Source organism: Streptomyces sp. NPDC001381, from assembly GCF_042895685.1.
Lineage (GTDB): Bacteria > Actinomycetota > Actinomycetes > Streptomycetales > Streptomycetaceae > Streptomyces.
In genome coordinates this window covers 810,471-835,515 of sequence record NZ_JBIAWO010000002.1, presented here as the reverse complement: position 1 = coordinate 835,515, position 25,045 = coordinate 810,471, and the positions used below count along the sequence as shown (strand labels likewise).

The window sequence follows — 25,045 nt, the reverse complement described above, 5'->3', positions numbered from 1 at the left end:
GTCCCCGACCCCCGAGAGAAGCCCGTGCAGTTCCGCCAACAGGCCCTCACCAAGCTCCAGTCACCGGAGGAACTCGACCTGCCGGTGCGTTTCGCGCGCCCCCAGGGATGGCTGGTGCTGTCCGTGACCGTGGTCGTCATGGCGGCCGCGTCCGTGTGGGCGGTGACCGGTTCGGTCGCGTCCACGGTGAGCGCGCCCGCCGTGCTCACGCACGGCGAGGGCAGCTACATCCTGCAGAGTCCGGCGGCCGGCCAGGTCACCGCCGTCCTCGCGAAGGAGGGCGACCGGCTGCCCGCCGGTTCCCCCGTGCTGAAGGTGCGTACGGCCGAGGGTGACGCCGAGGTGCGGACGGTCGCCGCGGGCCGGATCACCGCGCTCGCCGCCACCATCGGACAGATCATCTCCACCGGAGCGGACGTGGCCGCCGTCGAGAAGGTCGCCGACGCCGGCGACCCGCTGTACGCGACCGTGTACGTCCCCGCGGAGAGCGCCGGGTCGATCCCCGAGGACGCGGCCGTCGACCTGACCGTGCAGACCGTGCCGTCCCAGGAGTACGGCGTCCTGCGCGGTCATGTGAAGTCGGTGGACCGCACGGCGCAGTCGGCGCAGCAGATCGCCGCGTTCCTGGGCGACAGCCGGCTGGGCGAGCAGTTCACCGAGGACGGGCGCCCGGTGGCCGTGCTGGTGCGCCTCGACAGGTCGGCGTCCACGAAGAGCGGGTACCGCTGGTCGTCCGCGGACGGACCGCCGTACCGGCTCACCTCCATGACCATGGCCACGGGTTCGATCCGGCTGGCCGACCAGCGTCCCGTCGATTGGCTGCTTCCGTGACCGCCACCCAGGAGACCCGCGGCCGGCGCCGGGCCGCACCGCCGCGGCGCACCGTACCCGGCAGCCGGGTGAAGACCGTCCGTACGCCCACGGTCCTCCAGATGGAGGCGGTGGAGTGCGGCGCCGCCTCCCTCGCGATGGTCCTCGGCCACTACGGCCGGCACGTCCCGCTGGAGGAGCTGCGCATCGCGTGCGGGGTCTCGCGCGACGGCTCCCGGGCGAGCAACTTGCTGAAGGCCGCGCGCGGTTACGGTCTGACCGCCAAGGGCATGCAGATGGACCTGGCCGCCCTCGCCGAGGTGAGGACACCCGCGATCCTCTTCTGGGAGTTCAACCACTACGTCGTCTACGACGGCATGGGCCGCCGCTTCGGCCGCCGGGGCGTGTTCGTCAACGACCCCGGCAAGGGCCGCCGTTTCGTGCCGATGGAGGACTTCGACGGCAGCTTCACCGGTGTCGTGCTGGTGCTGGAACCGGGGGACGGCTTCGAGCGGGGCGGGCGCCGGCCGGGCGTGCTGGGCGCGATGCCGGCCCGGCTGCGCGGCACCGCGGGCACCCTGCCCGCCGCCGTGCTGGCGAGCCTGCTGCTGGTGCTGGTCGGTGCCGCCGTGCCGGCGCTGAGCCGGACCTACATCGACATGTTCCTGATCGGCGGTCAGACCTCGCTGCTGGAGGTGCTGTTCGCCTCCATGGGCACCTGCGTCCTGCTGACCGTCGCGCTGACCTGGCTCCAGCAGGCCAACCTCCACCACGGCCGGATCATCTCCTCCACCCTCTCCAGCGCCCGGTTCCTGCGCCATCTGCTGCGGCTGCCGGTGACCTTCTTCTCCCAGCGCAGCCCGGCCGACCTGGTGCAGCGCCTCCAGTCCAACGACGCCGTCGCCGAGACCCTGGCCCGCGACCTGGCGTCGGCGGGCGTGGACGCGATCGTCGTCGTCCTGTACGCGGTCCTGCTCTACACCTACGATCCGCAGCTGACGGTCGTCGGCGTCGGCGTGGCGCTGCTGAACATCGTCGCCATGCGGATCGTGATCCGGCTGCGCGCGACCCGTACGGCGAAGCTGCGCGCGGACAACGCGCGGCTCACCAACACGGCGTACACCGGTCTGCAGCTGATCGAGACGATGAAGGCGACCGGCGGTGAGGACGGCTACTTCCGCAAGTGGGCCGGGCAGCACGCGACCACGCTGGAGGAGCAGCAGCGGCTCGGGGTGCCGAGCGCCTGGCTGGGCGTGGTCGCGCCGACGCTCGCCACCCTCAACAGCGCGCTGATCCTGTGGATCGGGGGGATGCGGGCGATCGAGGGCCATGTCTCGGTGGGCCTGCTGGTCGCCTTCCAGGCGCTGGTCACCCGGTTCACGGCCCCGCTGACCCGGCTGAACGGCGTGGCGGGCCGCATCCAGGACTTCGCGGCGGACGTGGCACGGCTCAAGGACGTGGAGAACTTCCGCGCCGATCCGCTCTACGACCGCCGTGCCGGCGCGGACTCCACCCGCCGGCTGCGGGGCCATGTGGAGCTGGAGAACATCACCTTCGGCTACAGCCCCCTGGACCAGCCGCTGCTGTCCGGGTTCGACCTGACGGTCGGGCCGGGCCGGCAGGTGGCGCTGGTCGGCGGCTCGGGCAGCGGCAAGTCGACCGTCTCCCGGCTCATCTCGGGCCTGTACACGCCCTGGGAGGGCGTGATCCGCATCGACGGGCAGCGGCTGGAGGACATCCCGCGCGGGGCGCTCGCCGCGTCCGTCTCCTTCGTCGACCAGGAGGTGTTCCTCTTCGAGGGGACGGTCCGCGACAACGTGGCGCTGTGGGACCCGTCCATCCCGGACGACGCCGTGATCGAGGCGCTGCGGGACGCGGCGCTGTACGACGTCGTGCTGCGCCGGCCCGGCGGCATCCACAGCCGGGTCGAGCAGGACGGCCGCAACTTCTCCGGCGGCCAGCGCCAGCGCCTGGAGATCGCACGGGCGTTGGTGCGCCGGCCGAGCATCCTCGTGCTGGACGAGGTGACCAGCGCGCTGGACGCGGAGACCGAGCAGGAGGTCATGGACAACCTGCGCCGGCGCGGCTGCGCCTGCGTGGTGATCGCCCACCGGCTCAGCACGGTCCGCGACAGCGACGAGATCGTGGTCCTCCGGCACGGCACGGTCGTCGAGCGCGGGCGGCACGAGGAACTCCTCGCGCGCGGCGGGGCGTACGCGGCACTGGTCAGGGAGCGCTGAGATGACGGCCGTACAGGACGGCGACTACGTGCTCGCCGCGCTGGGACACATGGGGGCTCGCGTCGACTGCGCCGGGTTCGGCCGTCTGGACCTCGAAGGGCCTCAGGTGCTGTGGCTGGTCGCGTCCGGCGCCCTGGACCTGTTCGCGGTGGACGCCGAAGAGCAGGGCCACTGGCACCACCTGGGCCGCCTGGAGGCGGGCTCGCTGCTGCTCGGCCCGGTCGCGGGAGCCCAGCACACCCTGCTCGCACGGCCGTTGCGGGACTGTGTGGTCCACCGCATCGGTCTGCGCGAGCTGTACCAGAGCGCCGGGACGCAGACCTGGTCCTACGACGAGTACGGCAACCCCCAGTACGTGCCGCCGGCTTCGAGCCCCCTGGAGTACGCCCTGGCACTCGGCGTCGGACGGGGCCTGTCCGTCCTCTTCCAGGCGCCGATGGCCGGCGAGAAGGCCGCGGAGGTCACCGACGAGGACGTCTTCTGGATGCAGGTCCCGCCCGGCAGCGTCCAGTACGGCGCCCTGTACGGCGCGGAGGCCGCCGCCGATCTGCTGATGGACCCGCAGGTGTGGCAGTCCATGGTCGACCAGCAGTACCGCCTGCTGACCGCGCTGGACCGCTGGATCGAGCAGCTGGAGCGCACCCACGCATCGCGTACCGCCGCCGGGATCAAGGCGGGTGAGGCGGTCCGCGACCGGGCCGACCGCACACTGCTGGCCTCGATCGGCCGGGGGCCGGGGCAGCGCGCGACGTCCGCCGACGCGGACGCCACCTTCGCCGCGTGCGCGCTGGTCGCCGAGGCGGCCGGGATCGTCCTCGCCGAACCCGCGCACATGGGCGCCGGCAACGACCGGCTGGACCCGGTCGAGCAGATCGCCCTGGCCTCCCGGGTGCGCACCCGCGCCGTACGGCTGGACGGGCGCTGGTGGCGGGACGACGTGGGCCCGCTGGTCGGCCACCGGGCACTGTCGGGGGCGCCGGTCGCGCTGTTGTGGCGGCGCGGCGGCTATGTCGCCGTCCATCCCACGACCGGGCGGGAGACGCCCGTGGAGAAGGCGAACGCGGAGGAGTTCGAGCCCCGTGCGGTCATGTTCTACCGGCCGCTGCCGGAACGCGCTCCGAGCCCGCTCGGGCTGCTGCGGTTCAGCATGCGGGGCACGGGCGGTGACCTGGCGAACCTGCTGCTGAGCGGCCTGGTGACGGTGGCGGTCGGGGCGCTGGTGCCGATCGCCACGGGCAAGGTGCTCGGTGAGTACGTGCCGAGGGCCGAGCAGGACCTGATCGTGCGGGTGTGTCTGGCCGTGATGGTCAGCAGTGTGGTCGCGGCGGCGTTCATGCTGCTGCAGAACCTCACCGTCCTGCGCCTGGAGGGCCGGATCGAGGCGACGCTCCAGCCGGCGGTCTGGGACCGGCTGCTGAGGCTGCCGACGAGGTTCTTCGCCGAGCGGTCCACCGGCGAACTGGCCAGTGCGGCCATGGGCATCAGCGCGATCCGCCGGCTGCTGGCGGGGCTGGGGCCCTCGGTGGCGCAGTCGGTGACGATCGGCGCGATGAACCTGGGGCTGCTGCTCTGGTACAGCGTCCCGATGGCGCTGGCCGCGATCGGGATGCTGGTGGTCGTCGCGGCCGTCTTCCTGGGCCTCGGACTGTGGCAGGTGCGCTGGCAGCGGCGGCTGGTGGTGCTCTCCAACAAGCTGAACAACCAGGCGTTCCAGACGCTGCGGGGGCTGCCGAAGCTGCGGGTGGCGGCCGCCGAGAACTACGCGTACGCGGCCTGGGCGGACCGGTTCGCCCGCAGCCGTGAGCTCCAGCAGCGGCTCGGCCGGATCAAGAACCTCAGCGCGGTGCTGGGCGCGGTGTACCTGCCGCTGTGCTCCCTGCTGATGTTCATGCTGCTGGCGGGTCCGGCGCGGGGCGCGCTGTCGGCCGCGGACTTCCTCACCTTCCACACGTCGATGACGATGCTGCTCACCTCGGTCACCTCGCTGACCGGCGCGTTCGTGTCGGCGGTGGCCGCGCTGCCGCTCTTCGAGGAGATCCGCCCGGTGCTGGAGGCGAGCCCCGAGGTCCGCACCGCGAGCACCCGTCCGGGCCCGCTCTCCGGTGCCCTGGAGGCCCGCCGGCTGTCCTTCCGCTACTCCGACGACGGCCCCCTCGTCCTCGACGACGTCTCCTTCGAGGTCCGGCCGGGCGAGTTCGTGGCCGTCGTGGGCCCCAGCGGCTGCGGCAAGTCGACCCTGCTGCGCCTGCTGATCGGCTTCGACAGGCCGCTCTCGGGCAGTGTCCTGTACGACGGCCAGGACCTGGCCGCGCTCGACCAGTCGGCGGTGCGCCGGCAGTGCGGTGTCGTGCTCCAGCACGCGCAGCCGTTCACCGGGTCGATCCTGGACGTCATCTGCGGCACCGAGGCGTACACGCCGGAGGAGGCGATGGCGGCCGCCGAGCTGGCGGGGCTCGCGGAGGACATCCGGCGGATGCCGATGGGACTGCACACCATCGTCTCCGGCAGCGGCTCGGTCTCCGGCGGCCAGCGCCAGCGCCTGATGATCGCCCAGGCGCTGATCCGCCGGCCGCGGATCCTCTTCTTCGACGAGGCGACCAGCGCCCTGGACAACGAGACGCAGCGCACGGTCATCGAAAGCACCCGGAAGCTGAACGCCACCCGTGTGGTGATCGCCCACCGGCTGTCGACGGTGATGGACGCCGACCGGGTCGTCGTCATGGAGAACGGCAAGGTGACCCAGCAGGGTCCGCCCGCGCGGCTGCTCGCGGAGACGGGCGGGCGGCTGCACGAGCTGGTACGGCGGCAGCTGGCGTAGGCCGGGTGCGGGCGCGGTCAGCCGTGGCCGGGCACCGGTGCGCCGGACGGGAATCCCGCCTCGACGTAGGCACGGTAGTACGCCTCCCACGACCGGGTGCCCCCGTCGGACGCGGCCGGCGCGCCGCTCGCCGCCAGGGCGTCCAGGGCGGCCAGGCACACCTCCCAGCCTGCGGCGTTGCGGGCCGAGGCGTCGGCGGCCGCCAGGACGTTCGTGAGGGTGAGGCGGGTGCCGTCGTCGTCGGTCTCCAGGTCGAGGCGGAGTTCGTCGCCGCCCCAGGCGAAGGACAGATGGCGGGGGGCGTCCACGGCGAGGACGCGGCCGGTCGACTCCGGCGTCCGGGGGTCGCCGCTGAACCTGATCGCGGCGCCGGGCCGCAGCTCCGTCTCGACCCGGGACGGGAACCAGCCGGCGAGTTCCGCGGGGTCGGTGACCAGGTGCCAGATCCTGGCGACCGGGTGGGCGTAGGTGCGGGTGAAGCGGACGGCGGGGCGGCCGTCGTCCAGGGTCAGGCGGATGCCGGTGAGGTCGGGGGAGGCGGCCGGCCTGCCGTCTTCCGGGCGGTCGGAGCGGTCCGCGGCGTGCTCCGCCGGACCGTACAGGTGCAGTTGGATCCCGTCGGGGTCGTCGAAGACGAGCAGCCGGCCGAAGGTGGCCTCGATGAGCGGGGAGTGCGGGACGCCGAGCGTGTCGAGGTGGGCGGCCCAGGCCTCGACGGCGGCGCGGTCGCGGACCCCGAAGCTGACCGGGTCGAAGTTCCGGCAGCCGTGCGCCGCCTCCGGGTTCACGCGCAGGGCGAGCAGGGTGTCCCCGAGCCCGGGGACCGGGCCGCCCACGCCTTGCAGGACGCCGTCCGCGTCGGGGAACTCGTGCGTGATCTTCAGGCCGAACACCCGGCCGTACCACGCGCGGGCCCGGTCGAGGTCGGTGACGGGGATCTTCACGTGATGGATTCCGGCGAGTTCCGGCATGGATCCACGCTAAGGCCCCTCCCGCCCCCTTCCCAACGAAACTTTGCCGTTTCGCTGAAAGTGTTCTAGCCTCGATGTGTACGAAACGGTTTCGTTTACGTGTTCTTTGCCTCTTCGCCGTTCCCCGCTTGCACTCACCTCCCTGGAGGGGTTTCCCCATGTCCTCGAAGACCCTGACGGACGGCGCCCGCACGGGCACCGGACAGGCGCCGCCCGACGCCTCCACCAGGAAGTGGTGGATCCTCGCGGTCGTCGCCCTGGCCCAGCTGATGGTGGTGCTGGACGCCACCATCGTGAACATCGCCCTGCCCTCGGCCCAGGCCGACCTCGGGTTCTCCGACGGCAACCGGCAGTGGATCGTCACCGCGTACGCGCTGGCCTTCGCCTCGCTGCTGCTGCTCGGCGGCCGCACAGCCGACCTCTTCGGCCGCAAGACCGCCTTCCTCGTCGGGGTCGTCGGCTTCGCCGCCGTCTCCGCGCTGGGCGGCGCCGCCACCAACTTCGAGATGCTGGTCACCGCCCGCGCGCTCCAGGGCGCCTTCGGCGCGCTGCTCGCACCGGCCGCGCTCTCCCTGCTCAACACCACGTTCACCGACGCCAAGGAACGGGCCAAGGCGTTCAGCGTCTACGGCGCCATCGCCGGCGCGGGCGGCGCGGTGGGGCTGCTGCTCGGCGGCGTCCTGACCGACGCGCTCGACTGGCGCTGGACGCTCTACGTCAACGTGGTCATCGCCGTCCTCGCGTTCGCGGGCGGCTGGGTCCTGCTGGCCAACCACCGCGACGCCGCCGGCTCCAAGCTGGACGTCCCCGGCACCGTGCTGGTCGCCGCCGGTCTGTTCTCCCTGGTGTACGGCTTCTCCAACGCCGAGACCCACGACTGGGGCTCACCGCTGACCTGGGGCTTCCTGATCGCGGGCGGCGTGCTGCTGGTGGCGTTCGCCTGGTGGCAGACGCGCGCAGCGCACCCGCTGCTGCCCCTGCGCATCCTGCTCGACCGCAACCGCGCGGCCTCCTTCCTCGCCGTGCTGATCTCCGGCGCGGGCATGTTCGGCGTGTTCCTCTTCCTCACCTACTACCTGCAGCTCAACCTGGGCTTCAGCCCGACGAGGACCGGCGTGGCGTTCCTGCCGATGGTCGGCGCGCTGATGGTGACGGCGCAGGTCGGCACCACGGTCCTGGTGCCCCGGGTCGGACCGAAGGCGGTCATCCCGCTGGGCTTCGCGATCGCCGCGGCGGGCATGGCCTGGCTGACCGGGATCGGCGTGGGCTCCAGCTACACGAGCGCAGTGCTGCCGCAGCTGATCGTCATCGGCGTCGGCCTCGGCCTGGTCATGCCGCCCGCCATGCAGATGGCCACCGGCGGGGTCGCCGCCGAGGACGCGGGTGTGGCGTCCGCGACGGTCAACGCCATGCAGCAGGTGGGCGGTTCGATCGGTACGGCTCTGCTGAACACCCTCGCCGCGAGCGCCGCGACCGACTACCTGGCCGGCCGGGACGCCACCAGCAAGCTGGTCCAGGCGCAGGCGACCATCGAGAGCTACACGACCGCGTTCTGGTGGTCGGCGGGCCTGTTCGCGGCGGGCGCGGTGATCGCGTTCGCGCTCTTCCGCCGCGGGGTGCCGCGGCAGGACGCGGACGCCGCACCGGTCGTCCACATGTGAGCGACCCCGCCCGTGTGACCGTCCGGGGAGCCGCACCGGGGAGCGAGGGGCCGCCGTCCGTGAGGGACGGCGGCCCTTCCTGCGCGTCGCTCAGCGTAGGGAGGGGTCGCTTTGGGTACGCGCCGGGCCATGAGAATCAGTGTGCTGGACGTGGGATCGAACACCGTGCGGCTGGTGGTGGCGGACGCGGAGGACGGGGTGCCGCTTCCGGTGCACACGGCCAAATGGCGGTTGCGGCTGTCCGAGCAGGTCAGACCGGGGGCGCCGATTCCCGAGGAGGCCGTGGAACGGCTGGTGGCCGCGGTCGCCGCGGCGGCCAGGACCGCCGACCGGTGGGGTGCGACGGGCCCCCTGGCCTTCGCGACCGCCGTGGTGCGCGCCGCCCCGAACCGGATGGACGTGCTGCGCGCGGTGCGGACCAGGACCGGTGTCGCGCTGTGCACCCTGCCGGGCGAGGTGGAGGCCGAACTCACCTTTCTCGGCGCCCGCCGCTGGATGGGCTGGCGGTCCGGACCGCTCGCGCTGCTGGACATCGGCGGCGGCTCGTTCGAGGTGGCCTTCGGCCGGGGCCGGCTGCCGGACTTCGTGGCCTCGCTGCCGCTCGGAGCCGCCCGGCTGACCCACGACTTCTTCGCCGGTCAGGACCCGCCGTCCCCCGATCTCGTCCGGGCGATGCGCCGCAGGGTCCGCCATCAGCTCCGGGACGTGGCCGCCCGGATCCGCTGGGAGGGCCCGCGTACCGCGGTGGCCACCTCCCGCACCTTCCAGCAGCTGGGCCGGCTGTGCGGCGCCTCGCCCGGACGGCACGGCCCGTTCGTCGACCGCGTCATGCACCGCCGCGACCTGGGCGCCGCGGTCGGACGGCTGGCCTCGCTGCCCGCCGCGGAACGCGCCCTGCTGCCCGGCATCTCCGCGCCGCGCGCCGCACAGAGCCTCGCCGGGGCGGTGGTGGGACACACGGCGATGAAGCTGACCGGGCTGCGGACGGTCACCGTCTGCCCGTGGGCGATCCGCGAGGGCGTCATGCTGCGGCACATCGAGGACGGCGCGGCCTGGTGGGCGGAGGTCACCCGTCTCGCCGACGAGGCGGCCGGCACCCCGGAGCCGGTGCCGCTGCGCGTCGCGCGACACTGAGAGCACCCGACGACGTGAGGAGCCGGCCGTGTCCGACGATCGCGAGCCCCCGAAGAGCGCGCTCGAAGAGGTCCTGCGGGAGATAGAGGACGCCGAGACCCGCGCCGACGACCCCGAGGACGAGCGGCGGCGCCGACGGCGCGAGGCGGCCGAGGCCATCACCCCCGACCAGCGGGGGCGGGAGGAGTCCCGGCGGGACTGACGCGGGGGTGATCCGGCGCCACCGGGGTACCCGGCGCGCATGACAGACGAAGGTCCGCGGCTGCCGGCCGCCCGGGGCCCGGTCTCGGCGGCCGTGGCCGCATACCTGCTGGACAGGGGTCCGCTCCCGCCCGCCGCGGCGGTCGCGTCCGCCGACCCCTACGGCGACGATCTCCAGCTGGCCCTCTACCTCTGCTACGAGCTGCACTACCGGGGGCTCGCGGGCGTGGCCGCGGACCGCGAGTGGGACCCCGACCTGCTCCGGGTCCGCGCCGCGCTGGAGCACCGCTTCCTGACCGCCCTGCGGGAGGACACACCCGTCCACGACACCGTCGACGAGGCACTCGCGGAGCTTCTCGTCGAGCCCGTCGACGGGACGGGCGTGAGCCACTTCCTGGCCGCCGAGGGCGAGCTGTGGCACCTGCGTGAGTACGCGGCCCAGCGCTCGCTGTACCACCTCAAGGAGGCGGACCCGCACGCGTGGGTGCTGCCCCGGCTGTGGGGACGGGCCAAGGCGGCGATGGCGGCGGTGGAGTTCGACGAGTTCGGCGGCGGCCGGCCCGACCGGGTCCACGCTCTCCTGTTCGCGCACCTGATGACGGACCTCGGCCTGGACACCGCCTACGGCCGCTATCTCGACGCCGCGTGCGCGCAGACGCTCGCCACCGTCAACCTGATGTCCCTGTTCGGCCTGCACCGCTCCCTGCGGGGCGCCCTGGTGGGCCACTTCGCCTCCGTCGAGATCACCTCCTCCCCCGGGTCCCGCCGGCTCGCCGAGGCGATGCGCCGCGCGGACGCCGGGCCCGCCGCCGTCCACTTCTACGACGAGCACGTGGAGGCCGACGCGGTGCACGAGCAGGTCGTACGGCACGACGTCATCGGCGGTCTGCTCGCCGAGGAGCCGCATCTCGCCCCGGACGTCGCGTTCGGCGTCGACGCCACCGGTCTGCTGGAGGACCGTCTCGGCGACCATCTGCTCACCTCCTGGCGAGCGGGGCGCTCGTCCCTGCGCACGGCCCTCCCCGCCGCCGCAACTTCCGAAAAAGCCCATATTTCCTGAATGCCGGGGTACTTGATCCGCGTGCAACCACTGGTGCTCCCGGGCGTGTACGCCCCACAGGAGGACACCGCCCTGCTGGCCGGGGCGCTGTCCGAAGAACCGCTGTCACCGGGTGCCCGCGTCCTGGACGTGGGCACCGGTTCCGGCGCGCTGGCCCTGGCGGCGGCGCGGCGCGGCACGCGGGTGACCGCGGTGGACGTGTCGCGCCGGGCGGTGTACGCGGCCCGGCTGAACGCCTGGCGGGAGCGGCTGCCGGTGCGGGTGCGGCGCGGAAACCTCTTCGACCCCGTGCGCGGGCTGTCCTTCGACCTGATCCTGAGCAACCCGCCGTACGTTCCGGCGCCGGCCGGTGACCGGGTTCCGCAGGGCACGGCCCGGGCCTGGGACGCGGGCGGCGACGGCCGGCTGCTGCTGGACCGGATCTGCCGTGAGGCACCCGGGCTGCTGCGGCCCGGCGGGGTGCTGCTGATGGTGCACTCCGCGCTCAGCGACCCCGGAAGCACGGTCGGCTTCCTGCGCGCCTCGGGTCTGAAGGCCTCGGTGACCCGGCGGCGCCGCGTTCCCTTCGGGCCGGTGCTGCGCGCTCGCGAGGACTGGCTGCGGGCCCGGGGGCTGCTGTCCGCCGACGAGGAGAACGAGGAGCTGGTGGTCGTCCGTGCCGAACTCCCCTGCTGACAGGCCGCGCCGGATCAGTGTCCAGCGCCGGGGGCCGCTGCTCGTCGAGGGCCCCGTGGAAGTGGAACTCGAGGACGGGACGACGGTCTCCTCCGACCGCTTCCAGGTCGCCCTGTGCACCTGCCGGCGCAGCCGCCGCTACCCCTGGTGCGACACCAGCCATCGGGACTCCCTCCGCAGAGCCCGAAAGACCGAGGACCCGGAAGACAAGCCATCGGCCTGAAATTCACCGGGACGAGTGAACTAGATCTTGCGTCCCGCCGCGCAGGGATGCCGTGCGTCCCGCCGGGGTAGCTACCGGCTCCGACAGCACCCCCTGCCGAGGTGGAACGGACATGACGCCACCGGCCAATCCGCACGCGCGTACTCGTGTCAGCGGCCCGTACACCCTGGTGGAGGTGGCGGGCGAGATAGACCTGGCCACGGCGGGCCTCGTCGCGGACCATCTGGACGCGGCGACGGCCGCGCCGGCCCCGGACGTCCTGGTCGATCTGCGCGATGTGGAGTTCCTGGACTGTTCGGGGCTGCGGGTGCTGTGCCGGGCCCAGGAGCGGGCGGTGCGGGCCGGGGGCAGGCTGCGGGTGGTCTGCGACCAGCCGTACCTGCACCGGCTGCTCGGTGCGACGGGCCTGCTGGGCCGCTTCCCGCCGCTCACCTCGGTCCCCGGGGGCGTCCGGAACCGTACCGAATGACCCCAGGGGCCGGCGGGCGGCCCCACTCCGCCCGTCCGGCCCCTGGGTTACGAGATCGCGGTCGTCCCGTGTCCAATGGCTCGCACTCCCCACGTCACGAGCCTGTCGCGGCGTCCACGGAAGCCACGCGACCCCGGTCTCAGAAGGTGAAGAGGCTGCTCCCGGCAGCGTTCTTCACGCATTCGTTGGCGAAGGTGCGCTCGTAGGAGAGGCGCTTGCCCTGCCACACGCCGTCGACGGTGATGACGACGGGGTCGTACTGCTTGGTGCACATGGCGCTGCCCGGGCCCGCCAGGGCGTCGATGTCGCCGCCGGCGGCGCGCATTTCCGCGCAGGCCAGGGCCGCCGCCGGATGGGTGCCGGAGGGCCCGGGGGCGCAGCTCAGGGTCACGGCCCTGGCGGCGCCCACGGTGGCGGCGCTCTCGCCGTGGCCCAGGGTGAGTACCAGGGCGGACGGGGCGTAGAGCGAGGCCGGGGCTGCGGCCGGGGCGGCGAGCGCGGCCCCGGTGAGGGGTGCGCAGACGGTGGCGGCCGTGAGGCCGAGGGTCGCTGCCCAGCGCGCGGTGTTCCGCATTGTGTGCATCCTTCCGCTCGATTCGGGGGTGTGCCGCAGCCGGCGCGATCGGTGCCGGAGCGGCGAGCGCGAGTCTGCCGAGTCCGCAGCCGAAACTCACATCGACCCCACAGGTTTCAGTAACCTTGCGTGTTGAATCAGTGGCGCGAAGTCACGGGCTTCGAACGTTCCAACGCCGGAAGCAAGCGCTTCATGATCCCCCCTCTCGGCCGGATGGCCGGTTCCCACCGGTTCGTTAATCGGCCTGAAACATTCCGCTCCTGCCCTCTTTTCGCCTTCGGCGGACTCCTTCGCGATCCCTTGTGTTCATGGACCAGCGGAGTAATCGTCATTACATGATTACTTCGGAGCAGAGAGAGAAGCTGAGGGGCTGGTTCGCCGGGCGGCTGCCCGACGACCTGTTCGAGGAACTCGTCGAGGTGGCCGTGGACCGCGAGGAGATCACGGTGATCGGCCGCGTGCCCGCGCCCCGGCTGGCCGGGGACGCCTCCGCCGCCGAACGCGAGGCGGCCGTGTCCGCCCGGATCCAGGAGTTCCGGGAGCGCACCCGGGAGGCCCGGATGGCGGTGGCCCGGGACGCCGAGCACCGGTTCCGCCGGAAGGTGTCCTGGGGCGTGGTGTGCGGCGGGGAGCGCGCCCTGTTCACGCATGTGGCGGCGCCGGTCATGACCCGGCTGCGGCAGCCCGAGCGCCAGGTCCTGGACACCCTGATCGCCGGCGGGGTGGCACGCAGCCGCAGCGACGCGCTCGCCTGGTGCGTCCGGCTGGTCCAGCGGCACACCGACGACTGGCTCGCCGAACTGCGGGAGTCCCTGGAGCATGTCCAGCGGGTGCGGGCCCAGGGACCGGACGCGCAGGAGGCGCAGGAGGCGGGGGACGCGCATGACGCCGAGGACGCGCAGGACTCCCCCGACGCGTAGACCCCCGTCCCTGCACCCCCGTCGATCGCGGCTGGGGAGACGGGAGTTGACGAGGGGCCGTTGTCAGACCCCTCCGCTACGGTGCGGGCATGACCGATTTCGTGTTGGTGGCTGGGTGCGTGGGCGTGGGACGAGGTGGCGGCCGCACTGCGCGCCGCCGGCGACGACGCCCACCCGCTCACCCTGACGGGACTCGCCGAGAAGCAGGGTGTCCCCGCGGGAGGGCAGAGGCACGTGCAGGACATCGTCGACGAGGTCGAGCGGCTGGACCTGCGGGACGTGGTCCTGGTCGGGCACAGCTACTCCGGTGTCCCGGTCGGGCAGGCGGCGGAGCGGATCGGTGAGCGGCTGAGAAGGGTGGTGTACGTCGACGCGAGCGTCCCCTTCGACGGGGAGTCCTTCCTGTCGGGATGGCCCAGCGATCACGTCCGCGCCTCGATCGACGCCCACGGCGGCTTCTGGCCGCCGCTCGACGGGGACGGCGCCGAGGGCCAGGAGCTGACCGCCGAGCAGATCGCCCGCATCCGGTCCGAGGGCACCGCGCACCCCGGCGCCACGCTCACCGAACCCGCCGTGCTGAAGGGCTCGCCCGGCGACCTGCCCTCGACGTACGTCAAGTGCCTGCTCGACGGGGACGCGCCGCCGCCCGCCGTGGCCGAGCTGCTGAAGGGCGACCGGTGGGAGCTGGTCGAACTGGACACCGGCCACTGGCCGATGTTCTCGCGGCCGGGCGAACTGGCCCGGATCCTCAGGGAGTCGGCCGCGAGCCGCTGACCTGCGTACCGGCGCCGGTATCGTCACCGTGCACGCGGGCTCGACGACGAGAGGCGGAACGTACGGATGGCGAAGCACTGGGCGGACTTCCAGTACGAGATCTACCTGAGCGGGATGACCGGCAAGGTCCCCCGGCTGCCCACCGATCTGACCCGGCTGGAGACGCTGACCGAGCAGCGGCTCGGGCCGGGACCGGTCGGCTACGTGGCGGGCAGCGCGGGTGACGGCAGCACGGCGCGGGCGAACCGGGCGGCCCTGGAGCGCCGCCGGATCGTGCCGCGCATGCTGCGCGACGTGCACGAGCGGGATCTGTCGGTGGAGGTGCTCGGCCGAGCCCTGCCCGCGCCGCTGGCCCTGGCGCCGGTCGGGGTGCTGTCGATCATGCACCCGGAGGCCGAGTCCGCGGCGGCCCGGGCGGCGGCCGCGCAGGGAGTGCCGTACATCCTGTCCTCCGCGTCCAGCACGCCGATCGAGCAGGTGGCCGAGGCGATGGGGGACGCCGAGCGCTGGTTCCAGCTGTACTGGTCCAAGGACCGGGAGGTGACCCGGAGTTTCCTGAACCGGGCGAGGGCGAGCGGCTTCACGGTGCTCGTCGTCACCCTCGACACCCCGCTCCTGGCCTGGCGCCCGCGCGACCTCGACCAGGCGTACCTGCCGTTCCTGCACGGGGTGGGCACGGCCAACTACTTCTCGGACCCGGCCTTCCTGGCGGGCCTGGCCAAGCCCGTGCACGAGGATCTGAACGCGGCCGTGCTGCACTTCGTCAGCCTGTTCGCGGACCCCGGCAAGACCTGGCCGGACCTGGCGTTCCTGCGCGAGAACTGGGACGGCCCGATCGTCCTCAAGGGCGTCCTGCACCCGGACGACGCCCGGCTCGCCGCCGAGGCGGGGATGGACGGCGTGGTCGTATCCAACCACGGCGGCCGGCAGGTGGCCGGTTCCGTCGCCGCGGCCGACGCCCTGCCCCGGGTCGCGCGGGCGGTCGGCGACCGTCTCACCGTCCTGTTCGACAGCGGTGTGCGCACCGGCGACGACGTCTTCAAGGCCCTCGCCCTGGGCGCCGAGGCGGTCCTCCTGGGCCGCCCCTACGTCTACGGCCTCGGCCTGGACGGACAGCCCGGCGTCGAACACGTCATCCGCTGCCTGCTGGCCGAACTCGACCTCACCCTGGCCCTGTCCGGCCACGCCACTCCGACGACCGTCGGCCCCGAGGACCTGGCCGGGGAAGCGGAGTGACGGACGCCCCGGGACGGGGCGGACTTCAGGCGGTGCCCTCCGACAGGTCGACCGGCTGGGCCTGCGCGGGTGCGTCCGTGCCGGTGACGGCCAGGGAACCGGGGGTGGCCGAGGCCGTGTCGGGCAGCCAGCGCTGGCCGGCGGAGCGGTCACGGACCTTCACCACGACGTCGGCGCCCGGCTCCGTGCCCGCGGAGGCCATGGCGAGGGCGTCGTCCCAGCCGGGCAGCAGTTCGCCCTGGGCGGTGAAGTCGTAACGGACGTCGTCGGCGCGGGCCTCCCCCGCGTCCACGCAGTCCCCGAGGATGACCACGCCGGCGTCGGCGTGGGAGTCCACGCACAGATCGGGCTGGGCGGCGCTGCGCAGCTGGCCGTCCTCGGCGTACGACCACTGCTGGGTGACGTCGGTGCCGCAGTCGGCGAGTTCGAGGGCCGCGCCGGCCTTCGCCTCGCCCCGGATGTCCAGGCAGAGGTCGGCCTCGGCGTTGCGCAGCCTGGTCCGCTGGGGTGCGGTGGGCAGATGGACGGTGCCGGGGGCCGTCGGGGAGGCGCTGGCGCTCGGCGCGTCGGGGCCGGGGACGACGCCGCTGGTGGAGGCGGCCGGGTCGGCGCCGCCGTCGTCCACCCACATGCCGGCGGCGAGAAAGGTGGTCAGCAGACCGGCCGAGGCGAGGCCCACACCGGTGAACAGGGCGCGTGGGGACCGCGTTTCCCCGTCGGCGCGACGGCGCGGCGAGGGGATGCGCGAGAGCAGCCTGCCACCGCGCGGACGTCCGCCCCGGTGCCGGGCGGAGCCCCTGATCCGGGCGGTCTGCTGCTTGGCCCGCCCGGGGCGCGAGTCGTGGTAGCGGCGGGCGCCCCAGCCCAGCACCGCCTCGGCGAGCAGGACGCCGAGCCCGCCCTCGAAGTGGCCGAGCTGCTCGGCGGCGGCGCGGCAGTAGCGGCACTCGTCCAGGTGCTTGCGCACGTCCGGCAGCAGCTCGCCGCCGCGGCGGATGGGCACGTCGAGGAGACGGTTGTGGAAGCGGCACTCCTTGCTCGGGGCGAGGTCCCGGTGCGCGCGGACCAGGCCCTCGCGGAGCTTGTCCCGGGCCTGTTCGTGGACGCCGGCGACAGTGTCGGTGTCCATGCCGAGCAGCCCGGCGGCCTCGGTGACCGACTCGGCCTCGACCTCCACGTGCCACAGCACGCAGCGGGCGACGGCGGGCAGGCTCTGGAAGGAGCGCTCGGCCAGCACCCGGTTCTCCGGGATCAGGGACTTCGCGGCCCGCATCCCCCGGGCCCCGGCGGGCTTCTTCAGCACCGGCAGGACCCCGGATATGTTCTCGTCGGCGGCCCACAGCCGGGCCATGTCCCGTACGGTCACCAGCAGTCGGGGGCGCAGCGCCGTGCCCGGCTCCCCCAGCTTCAGCCGGTCGAAGACCTGGTGCACGGCGGCCGCGGTGAGCATGTTCGCGGCGCTCGAGGAGGAAGCGAGGCAGATCACCGCGTACTCGTGCACCGGCCGCCAGTGCCGGGCGATCAACAGCGCGGTGGACTCGGCGACTTCGTTGTCCGTGCCTCCGCGAATCCCGGCGGCGAGGGACTCGTCGGATTCCCCGGGGCCACCTCCGGGCGGTGGGTAGGGGGGACGACGGGGCTGGGGGGTGGGCACTGAGTGGTTCCTTTGGTACGTACCTGGTTCGGCGCGACGGGGAGCGCGTGTCCGCCTCCGCGGCGCACACAGGGACCCGGCCGTCACCCCCCGCTCGGAGGGTTCACCTTTGCACAAGTGAGTCGCGCGCAACAAGGCGCGCGGACAAGCTGCCCCTTGTTGAAAGAATGTCGACAACACGGCAGGCCGAATGCCCCACGGCATTCCTTTGGTCCGTTTCCTGCGCCCCGTGTGAAACACGCGCACGTGTACGGGCGTCGCGCACCTTCCCGGCGGGTGCGGCGCGTAGTGGACTGGAACCGGCCACTTCCTCGGAGGCCCCGTGCAGGACGGCGGCTCTCCTGCGCGACACGGCCGCCGGCCTTGTTCCTCCCGCCCTCGGCCGGCGGCCCACGAGCTCCCGAGACGGCTATATCTGCCAGGACCGCAGCCGGTCCGCCGCGCCGTAGACGTCGGTCTTGCCGTCGATCAGGTCCCGGGCCAGGTCGACTAGCGCGCCGTAGGGCGGGTCGATACCGACGCCGCTGACGAACATGTACGCCACCGCCGTCGCACAGGCGAAACGGGCGTTGGCCGAGGGCAGGGGCTTGAGCAGGGCGAGGGTGTGCAGCAGGGCGGCGGCCCGCCAGGCCGGGTCGGAGTCGACGCCGAGCCGGGGCGGGTCGACCCGGTGCCGGGCGACGGCCGCGACCAGCGCGGAGAAGTCGTTGACGGTGGGCTGGTCCGGCAGGACCTCTTCGTGGCGCTGGAGCAGCCAGGGCACGTCGATGTGGATGACGGGTGTCATCGGTCAGGCGACCCGCCCCTCGCCCTTGGCGGACGGTTCGTCGTCGGGGAAGGCGGCGGCGAACTCGTCGGCATGGGAGGCGAAGAAGGTCCGGAAGGCCTCCGCGCCCTCCTGCAGCGCCCGGTGCCGCGCTATGTCGGCGGCGGCCGCCTCCCGCACGAGTGCCTTCATCGACGTACCGCGCTCCTTGGCGATCTGCCGCAGGTCCTCCAGCTCGCGATCGCTGAACTCCACATTGAGGGCTGGCATGCCCTCACGGTACCGCCCGGGTACTGACTCGTAAATATCCCCAGGTCAAGCGAGTGTCCGGGCGGTACCGAACGGGCGGCTACCCCTGGTCCGCCACGAAGGAGGCCAACCGGGTCAGCGCGGCGTTCCAGTTGATCGCGGTCTCGTTCGTGGACCAGGACTGGATGTCGTCGATGTAGCAGAACTGACCGACGCACCCCTGGAGCTTGGTCTGTGCGTAGGGGTCCTGGATGGCGGAGTTCGGGCCGCCCGCCAGGGTGCCCGGCGGCGGGTCCGGGAGGTTCGGGTCGAGCTGGTGGGCGTACCAGCGGCTGTGCTGGTGGTGGGCGGCGACCTCGCCGTAGCCGGTGACGTACGAGACGTTGAGCGCGTTGCGGCCGAGCACGTAGTCCATGCTCTGGACGGCCGCGTCCCGGTACTTCGAGGCGCCGGTGAGGTCGTAGGCGGTGGCGATGACGACCGCGTTGTTGAGGACCTGGTGGCTTGAGCCCCAGTCGTAGCGGTTGCCCTCGGGGGCGTAGGGCATGCCGTACGGCTGGGACGCGAGGGTGGCCAGGTAGGTGTCGGCGCCCTTCACCACCGACGCGCGCACCTTGTCGCGGCCGGGCAGCCGGCTGGGGACGAGCGCGAGGTCGAGCCGGCCCGCGGCGGCCGTGCGGGACCAGTCGAAGCCGGTGGGGACGAAGACGTCGGCGGTGTGGACCGGAGAGTGGAGCACGTGGTCGGCGAACTCCTTCTCACCCGTGGTGAGATACAGCTCGGCGGCCGCCCAGTAGAACTCGTCGGTCGCGTTGTCGTCGTTGTAGGCGCCGCCGCCGGTGCCGTCCGCGGGGTCCGCGTACACCTCGGGGTGCGCGAGCGCCGCCGCCCATGCCTTGCGGGCGGCCTTCAGGGCCTTCGCCGCGAACGCCTTGTCGTAGGGCCGGTAGAGGCGGGCCGCCTGGGCCGCCGTGGCGGCCAGGTTGAGGGTGGCGGTGGTGGTGGGCGGGTGCAGTTCGCGCTTCTGCGGGTCGTCGCCCGGGAGCAGCGGCAGTCCGGTCCACTGCTCGTCATGGATCTTGTGGTGGGCCATGCCGGCGAGGGGCTGCCCGTCGGGCACCTGCATCCTCAGCAGGAAGTCAAGCTCCCAGCGGGCCTCGTCGAGGACGTCCGGCACGCCGTTGCCGCTCTCGGGGAGGGCGAGGGTGCCGTCGCCGAGCTTCGAGGGGTGGCCGGTGCGGGCGTGGAGGGAGCGTTCGTAGGTGCTGAGCGTCTCCCAGGTGGCTATGCCGCCGTTGACGACGTACTTGCCGTGGTCACCGGCGTCGTACCAGCCGCCGCTGACGTCGAGACGGTAGTCGCAGACACCCGGCTGGCAGGGGACGTCCGTGTCGCCCTGGTTGGGCGCGACGCCCACGTGCCCGGCCGCCCTGCCGTAGCCGGGGCGCAGGTCGTCCCGGATCGCGATGCCGCTGCGCTGTGTGTAGTAGTACTTCACCGCGTCCAGCCGCAGCTGCTCGTAGGCGGCCGTGCCGATGTCGAACGGGCGGCTGGTCTCGCCGTCGGCGACCAGCGTGAAGCCGGTGCCGCGGGTGCGGTAGCGGCCGAAGTCGAGGGAGTGGACGTTCTGCCCGGAGGAGACGTCGAGACCGCGCGGCACGGTCCAGCCGTGGGCGACCGTCGCCCCGGCGGCGTTCTTCAGCTGCCAGGGCAGCTTCGAGGTCGCGTCGGTGACGAGCGTGGCGTTCTTCGGTCCGGCGGGCAGGTAGGCGACCTGGTTGACGCGCACGCGGGGCCCGGTGTCCGGCTGGTACACCTCCGGGGGCACCCCGCCCAGCAGGGACACGTCGTCCAGGCAGAACCGCCACGGCTGCGCGCTGCCCCCGACCTGGAAGGCGACCTGCGCCTGGGTGGAGTCGACCGGCGAGGTGAAGGTGTAGGAGTAGGCGTCACCCGACTCGGTGAGCACCGGGGTGGCCTCGTACCAGGTGTCGTACGGCGAGACCCCGAGCCCCACGATCGCCCGCACCACATGCCCCTCGGGCACCCCGGAGGCGGAGAAGGAGAACTGGTACGAGGACCCCTTGACCAGGGTGACCGCGTTCTGGCCGATCGCGGAGTCCCAGCGGTTGGCGGTGCCGCCCGGCACGTCCGCGCACAGCCGTCCGTCGGCCAGGCCGGCGGTGACGTTGCTGGTCCACCAGGGGTCGGCGGTGGTGTCGAAGCTGCCGTTCCTGACCTGCTCGACCTCCTCGGCCCCGGCCTGCGGGGCGGGCAGCGCGATGAGCGCCGCGCCCAGCAGGGCCGCGAGGGACAACAGGGCGGTTCTGCGTCGTTTCACGTCCAGGCTCCTCGGGGAGTTGCGGGACGCTCGCCGTCGGCGCAATGGGAGCGCTCCCAGGGAGGGATCGGAGGACATGCTTGTGCCACGGATGACACCCCGTCAACACCCCGTCGGAGTCCGGACGGTACGGCCTTCCGTTCCGCCCCCCCGGCCCCGGCCGCCCCTCCCGCCTGCTGATCCGCACCGCTCCCCGCCCCTCGCCCGGCGCGCGGCCGGCAAGGGCCCAGAAGTACTCACAACTGATCTCACGACTGATCGTTCCCGAACAGAATGTGACGACGGCCCCCTCCCGCCCCGTCAAGGGGACGGGCAGACCCGACCCCCTCGGGTGACGGACGCATCCGGCGGGACGTTTCGGCCGGAACTGCCCCTTGACCTCGGCCGGGGCCCATCTGACCGGCCCTCTCAGGGGGTTCCCGTCCGCCGGTGAGCGGGACGGACTAGGCTGGAACGGATGTGGCGCGCCTGTTCACTGTGAGTGTCCGCGATGGAGTGGCGAGGATGAGCCCGGAGTATCCCTTCGACGAAGCCGCGACGGCCCGGGTGGTCGTCGACGACACCGGCACGGTCGTCGGGTGGAACGAGGGCGCCCGGTCCCTGCTGGGCTGGGCCCCGGCCGAGGTCGTGGGCCGGCCCGCCGCCGAGCTCCTCGCCGAGCCGGCCCCACCGCTGCCCCCCGGCCCCCGCTGGGACGGAACGCTCGCCCTGCGCCACCGGGACGGCCGGTCGGTACGGGTCTGGCTGCTCGCCCACCACCGGCCGCCCCGGGACGGCGCCCCGGCCACCTGGCTCGTCGTGACGCCGCTCAGCGGCGACGGCCCCCTCTCCCCCGACGACCCGCTGGCCACGGCTGCGCTGATGCAGTCCCCGTGTGCGGTCGCGGTCTACGACGAGCGACTGCGGCTGGCCCGGATGAACGCCGCGATGGCCGAGGTGACCGGGCTGACCGAGGAACGCGCCCGGGGGCTCAGACTCTCCGAGATCGGCGGCCGGCCGCAGAGCGACGAGCTGGAGGGGCACATGGTCCGGGTGCTCGCCAGCGGGCGGGCCGAGGACGTCCAGACCTACACCCGGACCGGCGGCGAGGACCACGCGCACGCCTGGCTGGCACGGTTCGCGCCGGTCACGGACGCCGAGGGCCGGGTGCGGGGCGTGTGCCTGGCCGCGCACGACTTCACCGACAACTATCTAGCCCGTGAGCGGCTGCAACTGGTCAACGAGGCCAGTGTGCGGATCGGCAGCACGCTCGACGTCACGCGCACGGCGCAAGAGCTGGCCGAGGTCTGTGTGCCGGCGCTCGCCGACTTCGTCAGCGTCGACCTGCTGGACCCGCAGGAGGGCGGGGACCCCCCGACGCGCTTCGCCGCCCCGCTGAGCCTGCGCCGCGCCGCGCACCACTCGGTCCATCCCGGCAACCCGATGGCCGTGGTCAAGCCCGGCGAGGTCCAGACCTATCCGGCGGGATCGCCGCAGGCCGACTCGCTGGTGGCGGGCCGCACCATCGTCGCCTCCGTGGAGGACCTCGACGCCTGGCTGGCTTGGGACACCCTGCGCGGTGAGCGGGTGCGCGAGTTCGGCATCCATTCCACGATGTCCGTGCCGGTCCGCGCCCGGGGCATGACCCTCGGGGTCGCGGTCCTCACCCGGTACCGGCGGCCGGACCCGTTCACCGCGGACGACGTGCTGCTCGCCGAGGAGATCACCGCCCGGGCCGCCGTCTGCGTCGACAACGCCCGCCGTTACTCCCGCGAGCGCGACACCGCCCTCGCCCTGCAACGCAGCCTGCTCCCGCGCACCCTGCCGGACACCGCCGCGGTCGACGCCGCCTCCCGCTATCTGCCCGCCGCCCGTGCCGGAGTGGGCGGCGACTGGTTCGACGTGATCCCGCTGTCGGGGATGCGGGTCGCCATGGTCGTCGGGGACGTGGTCGGGCAGGGCGTCCAGGCCTCGGCCACCATGGGCCGGCTGCGCACCGCCGTCCGCACCCTCGCCGACATCGACCTGGCCCCCGACGAGCTGCTCACCCATCTCGACGACCTCGTCGTGCGGCTGTCGGAGGAGGCCGGCGGCGAGGGCAGCCCCGGCGAGGTCGGCGCGAGCTGCCTCTACGCGGTGTACGACCCGGTGTCCCGGCGCTGCACCATGGCCGGAGCCGACCATCCCCCGCCCCTGCTGCTGCGGCCGAACGACGCTCCGCGCGCGGTCGAGCTGCCCCCGGGTCCCCCGCTCGGCGTGGGCGGGCTGCCGTTCGAGTCCACCGAGCTGGAGCTGGCCGAGGGCAGCGTCCTCGCGTTCTACACGGACGGGCTGATCGATTTCCCCGAGCGGGACCAGGACGCGGGGCTCCGGCTGCTCAGCGAGGCCCTCGCCGCGGACTCGGACTCCCTGGACGAGACGTGCGACCGGGTGCTGCACGCGCTGCTGCCGGCCGGTGGCGTCGCCGACGACGTGGCGCTGCTGCTGGCGCGCACCCGGGGGCTGCCGGCCTCGCAGGTCGCGACCTGGGACATCCCCGCCGACCCCGCGCTCGTCGCGCCGATCCGCAAGCAGGTCGTCGACCAGCTCGACCGGTGGGAGCTGAGCGAGGCGTCGTTCACGACCGAGCTGGTGGTGAGCGAACTGGTCACCAACGCCATCCGGTACGGCTCCCACCCCATCCGGCTCCGCCTGATCCACGACGCCGCGACCCTGATCTGCGAGGTGTCCGACAGCAGCCACACCGCGCCGCACCTGCGCCGGGCGAAGACCTGGGACGAGGGCGGCCGCGGGCTCCTGCTGGTGGCCCAGCTCACCCAGCGCTGGGGCAGCCGGCACACCGCCGACGGCAAGACGATCTGGGCGGAGCTGGCGCTGTTCGACGAGGAGTGAGGCCGCCCCGGGCACTTGGCGGGTGTTTTACCCGGACGTGTTTTCATGGGGCACATACCCCGGCCAGCTGGATCGGCATCCCGAGCAGTTCGATGGGCGGGCACCACCCGAACCCGCTCCCGGAGTACCACCCTGAACGCCCCGCTCGCCGAAACGCTGTCCGTCTGCCTGCTGATCGCCTCCCTGGCGTGGGCCGTCCTGCGCCCCGCCGGGCGGTCGGAGGCCGCCGTCGCCGTCCCCGCCGCCGCCGTGGCGGTCGGGCTGGGGGCCATCTCGCCGGAGCACGCGCTCGCCGAGGCCGAGCGCCTCGGACCGGTCGTCGGGTTCCTCGCGGCGGTACTGGTCCTGGCGCACCTGTGCGATGTCGAAGGCCTGTTCACGGCGTGCGGGGCGTGGATGGCCCGCCGGGCGGCGGGCCGGCCCCGGCGGCTGCTCACCGCGGTGTTCGTGCTGGCCTCGGTCGTCACGGCCGTGCTCAGCCTGGACGCGACGGTGGTGCTGCTCACGCCTGTGGTGTTCGCCACGGCCGCGCGGATGGGGGTGCGCTCGAAACCGCACGTCTACGCCTGCGCCCATCTGTCGAACACGGCCTCGCTGCTGCTGCCGGTCTCCAACCTCACCAACCTGCTGGCGTTCACGGCGAGCGGGCTGAGCTTCACCCGGTTCGCGGCGCTGATGACGCTGCCGTGGCTGGTCGCGGTGGGTCTGGAGTACGCGGTCTTCCGGCGCTTCTTCGCCGCCGGCCTGCCCGCCGGTCCGCCCGCCGCCGAGGCCGCTCCCGACGCCGGTCCCGCGCCCGGGGTGCCGATGTTCGCCCTGGTCACGGTGGCGTGCACGCTCGCCGGGTTCGTGCTGGCCTCGGCGCTCGGCGTCGAACCGGCGTGGGCGGCGTTCGCGGGCGCGCTGGTGATGGCGGTGCGGGCCCTGGCGCGCCGGCGGGTGACGCCACGGGCGGTGGTGCGGTCGGCGGCGCCCGGGTTCCTGGCGTTCGTGCTCGCGCTCGGGGTCGTCGTCCGGGCGGTCGTGGACAACGGACTCGCGGGCGCGCTGCGGCACGTCCTGCCGCACGGCTCGGGACTGTTCGCGCTGCTCGGCGTCGCCGCGCTGGCCGCCGTCCTCGCCAACCTGATCAACAACCTGCCGGCGGTCCTGGTCCTGGTCCCGCTGGCCGCCCCGGCCGGGGCCGGGGCCGTCCTCGCGGTGCTGCTCGGGGTGAACATCGGCCCGAACCTGACGTACGCCGGCTCGCTGGCGACGCTGCTGTGGCGGCGGGTGGTGCAGGGGCACGAGAAGCACGTGGGGGTCGGGGAGTTCACCCGGCTCGGCCTGCTCACGGTGCCGGCCACGCTGGGCGGCGCGGTCGTGGCGCTGTGGGTGTCCCTCCAGGTGGTGTGACCC

The 25,045-nt window shown here is 73.3% G+C and carries 21 protein-coding genes and 1 pseudogene; 15 read left to right on the top strand and 7 right to left on the bottom strand.

The annotated features are described in order from the left end of the window. Window positions 1–24: 24 nt before the first annotated feature. From ACFY2L_RS10835 to ACFY2L_RS10825, 3 genes are read left to right on the top strand one after another with little or no spacing between them, the layout of a single operon-like run. The gene (locus ACFY2L_RS10835) at window positions 25–831 is read left to right on the top strand and encodes an HlyD family efflux transporter periplasmic adaptor subunit (protein WP_390656588.1); all 807 of its coding nucleotides are present in this window, start codon (window positions 25–27) and stop codon (window positions 829–831) included. Then, window positions 828–3,050 (top strand): NHLP family bacteriocin export ABC transporter peptidase/permease/ATPase subunit, encoded by a 2,223-nt coding sequence (locus ACFY2L_RS10830; RefSeq protein WP_390656587.1) that lies wholly within the window; start codon window positions 828–830, stop codon window positions 3,048–3,050. The genes ACFY2L_RS10835 and ACFY2L_RS10830 overlap by 4 nt, the downstream gene beginning before the upstream one ends. A 1-nt stretch (window position 3,051) precedes the next feature. Then, on the top strand, window positions 3,052–5,868 hold the full coding sequence (locus tag ACFY2L_RS10825; protein WP_390822068.1) for an NHLP bacteriocin export ABC transporter permease/ATPase subunit: 2,817 nt from the start codon (window positions 3,052–3,054) through the stop codon (window positions 5,866–5,868). A 17-nt stretch (window positions 5,869–5,885) separates the two neighbouring features. Here ACFY2L_RS10825 and ACFY2L_RS10820 read toward each other — a convergent pair whose 3' ends face one another. Beyond that, a complete protein-coding gene (locus ACFY2L_RS10820) occupies window positions 5,886–6,386 on the bottom strand; it encodes an SRPBCC domain-containing protein (protein WP_390822405.1) in 501 nt (166 codons plus the stop codon). A 96-nt stretch (window positions 6,387–6,482) separates the two neighbouring features. Next, a pseudogene (locus ACFY2L_RS10815) lies at window positions 6,483–6,839 on the bottom strand (VOC family protein); the annotation flags it as partial. A gap of 158 nt (window positions 6,840–6,997) precedes the next feature. On the opposite strand from ACFY2L_RS10815, the gene ACFY2L_RS10810 reads away from it, so the two are divergent. The 7 genes from ACFY2L_RS10810 to ACFY2L_RS10780 all read left to right on the top strand — a co-directional run bounded on the left by ACFY2L_RS10810 (window position 6,998) and on the right by ACFY2L_RS10780 (window position 12,262). Continuing rightward, window positions 6,998–8,500 (top strand): MFS transporter, encoded by a 1,503-nt coding sequence (locus ACFY2L_RS10810; protein WP_390656584.1) that lies wholly within the window; start codon window positions 6,998–7,000, stop codon window positions 8,498–8,500. Window positions 8,501–8,629: 129 nt separating this feature from the next. Then, on the top strand, window positions 8,630–9,634 hold the full coding sequence (locus ACFY2L_RS10805; RefSeq protein ID WP_390656583.1) for a Ppx/GppA family phosphatase: 1,005 nt from the start codon (window positions 8,630–8,632) through the stop codon (window positions 9,632–9,634). A 28-nt stretch (window positions 9,635–9,662) separates the two neighbouring features. Then, a complete protein-coding gene (locus tag ACFY2L_RS10800; protein WP_390656582.1) occupies window positions 9,663–9,836 on the top strand; it encodes a hypothetical protein in 174 nt (57 codons plus the stop codon). Between the two features lie 39 nt (window positions 9,837–9,875). Beyond that, the gene (locus ACFY2L_RS10795; RefSeq protein ID WP_390656581.1) at window positions 9,876–10,895 is read left to right on the top strand and encodes an iron-containing redox enzyme family protein; all 1,020 of its coding nucleotides are present in this window, start codon (window positions 9,876–9,878) and stop codon (window positions 10,893–10,895) included. Beyond that, the gene (locus tag ACFY2L_RS10790; RefSeq protein WP_390822067.1) at window positions 10,896–11,570 is read left to right on the top strand and encodes a HemK2/MTQ2 family protein methyltransferase; all 675 of its coding nucleotides are present in this window, start codon (window positions 10,896–10,898) and stop codon (window positions 11,568–11,570) included. Continuing rightward, on the top strand, window positions 11,551–11,793 hold the full coding sequence (locus ACFY2L_RS10785) for a CDGSH iron-sulfur domain-containing protein (protein ID WP_390656579.1): 243 nt from the start codon (window positions 11,551–11,553) through the stop codon (window positions 11,791–11,793). The genes ACFY2L_RS10790 and ACFY2L_RS10785 overlap by 20 nt, the downstream gene beginning before the upstream one ends. 112 nt (window positions 11,794–11,905) lie before the next feature. After that, window positions 11,906–12,262 carry an STAS domain-containing protein gene (locus tag ACFY2L_RS10780; protein ID WP_390656578.1) on the top strand — a complete coding sequence of 119 codons (357 nt, stop codon included), beginning with the start codon at window positions 11,906–11,908 and terminating at the stop codon, window positions 12,260–12,262. 139 nt (window positions 12,263–12,401) lie between these two features. Here ACFY2L_RS10780 and ACFY2L_RS10775 read toward each other — a convergent pair whose 3' ends face one another. Next, complete coding sequence (locus ACFY2L_RS10775; RefSeq protein ID WP_390656577.1) at window positions 12,402–12,836, bottom strand: protease inhibitor; 435 nt, start codon at window positions 12,834–12,836, stop codon at window positions 12,402–12,404. A gap of 335 nt (window positions 12,837–13,171) precedes the next feature. Here ACFY2L_RS10775 and ACFY2L_RS10770 point away from each other — a divergent pair, with 335 nt between their 5' ends. The 3 genes from ACFY2L_RS10770 to ACFY2L_RS10760 all read left to right on the top strand — a co-directional run bounded on the left by ACFY2L_RS10770 (window position 13,172) and on the right by ACFY2L_RS10760 (window position 15,766). Next, the gene (locus ACFY2L_RS10770) at window positions 13,172–13,756 is read left to right on the top strand and encodes a hypothetical protein (RefSeq protein ID WP_390822066.1); all 585 of its coding nucleotides are present in this window, start codon (window positions 13,172–13,174) and stop codon (window positions 13,754–13,756) included. Window positions 13,757–13,891: 135 nt separating this feature from the next. Then, a complete protein-coding gene (locus tag ACFY2L_RS10765) occupies window positions 13,892–14,530 on the top strand; it encodes an alpha/beta fold hydrolase (protein WP_390822065.1) in 639 nt (212 codons plus the stop codon). Window positions 14,531–14,596: 66 nt separating this feature from the next. Further along, on the top strand, window positions 14,597–15,766 hold the full coding sequence (locus tag ACFY2L_RS10760; RefSeq protein ID WP_390656574.1) for a lactate 2-monooxygenase: 1,170 nt from the start codon (window positions 14,597–14,599) through the stop codon (window positions 15,764–15,766). 25 nt (window positions 15,767–15,791) lie between these two features. Here ACFY2L_RS10760 and ACFY2L_RS10755 read toward each other — a convergent pair whose 3' ends face one another. The 4 genes from ACFY2L_RS10755 to ACFY2L_RS10740 all read right to left on the bottom strand — a co-directional run bounded on the left by ACFY2L_RS10755 (window position 15,792) and on the right by ACFY2L_RS10740 (window position 20,776). Then, window positions 15,792–17,420 (bottom strand): ricin-type beta-trefoil lectin domain protein, encoded by a 1,629-nt coding sequence (locus ACFY2L_RS10755; protein ID WP_390822064.1) that lies wholly within the window; start codon window positions 17,418–17,420, stop codon window positions 15,792–15,794. A 409-nt stretch (window positions 17,421–17,829) separates the two neighbouring features. Beyond that, the gene (locus tag ACFY2L_RS10750) at window positions 17,830–18,207 is read right to left on the bottom strand and encodes a hypothetical protein (protein ID WP_055631619.1); all 378 of its coding nucleotides are present in this window, start codon (window positions 18,205–18,207) and stop codon (window positions 17,830–17,832) included. A 3-nt stretch (window positions 18,208–18,210) separates the two neighbouring features. Beyond that, on the bottom strand, window positions 18,211–18,456 hold the full coding sequence (locus ACFY2L_RS10745) for a hypothetical protein (protein WP_390656572.1): 246 nt from the start codon (window positions 18,454–18,456) through the stop codon (window positions 18,211–18,213). A gap of 79 nt (window positions 18,457–18,535) precedes the next feature. Next, window positions 18,536–20,776 (bottom strand): glycoside hydrolase family 9 protein, encoded by a 2,241-nt coding sequence (locus ACFY2L_RS10740; RefSeq protein WP_390822063.1) that lies wholly within the window; start codon window positions 20,774–20,776, stop codon window positions 18,536–18,538. 504 nt (window positions 20,777–21,280) lie between these two features. Between ACFY2L_RS10740 and ACFY2L_RS10735 the strand changes: the two genes are divergently transcribed. Both ACFY2L_RS10735 and ACFY2L_RS10730 read left to right on the top strand, forming a co-directional pair. Beyond that, complete coding sequence (locus tag ACFY2L_RS10735; RefSeq protein WP_390822062.1) at window positions 21,281–23,647, top strand: SpoIIE family protein phosphatase; 2,367 nt, start codon at window positions 21,281–21,283, stop codon at window positions 23,645–23,647. 45 nt (window positions 23,648–23,692) lie between these two features. Then, window positions 23,693–25,042: an SLC13 family permease gene (locus tag ACFY2L_RS10730; protein ID WP_390822061.1), complete on the top strand. Its 1,350-nt coding sequence runs from the start codon at window positions 23,693–23,695 to the stop codon at window positions 25,040–25,042. Window positions 25,043–25,045 lie beyond the last annotated feature (3 nt).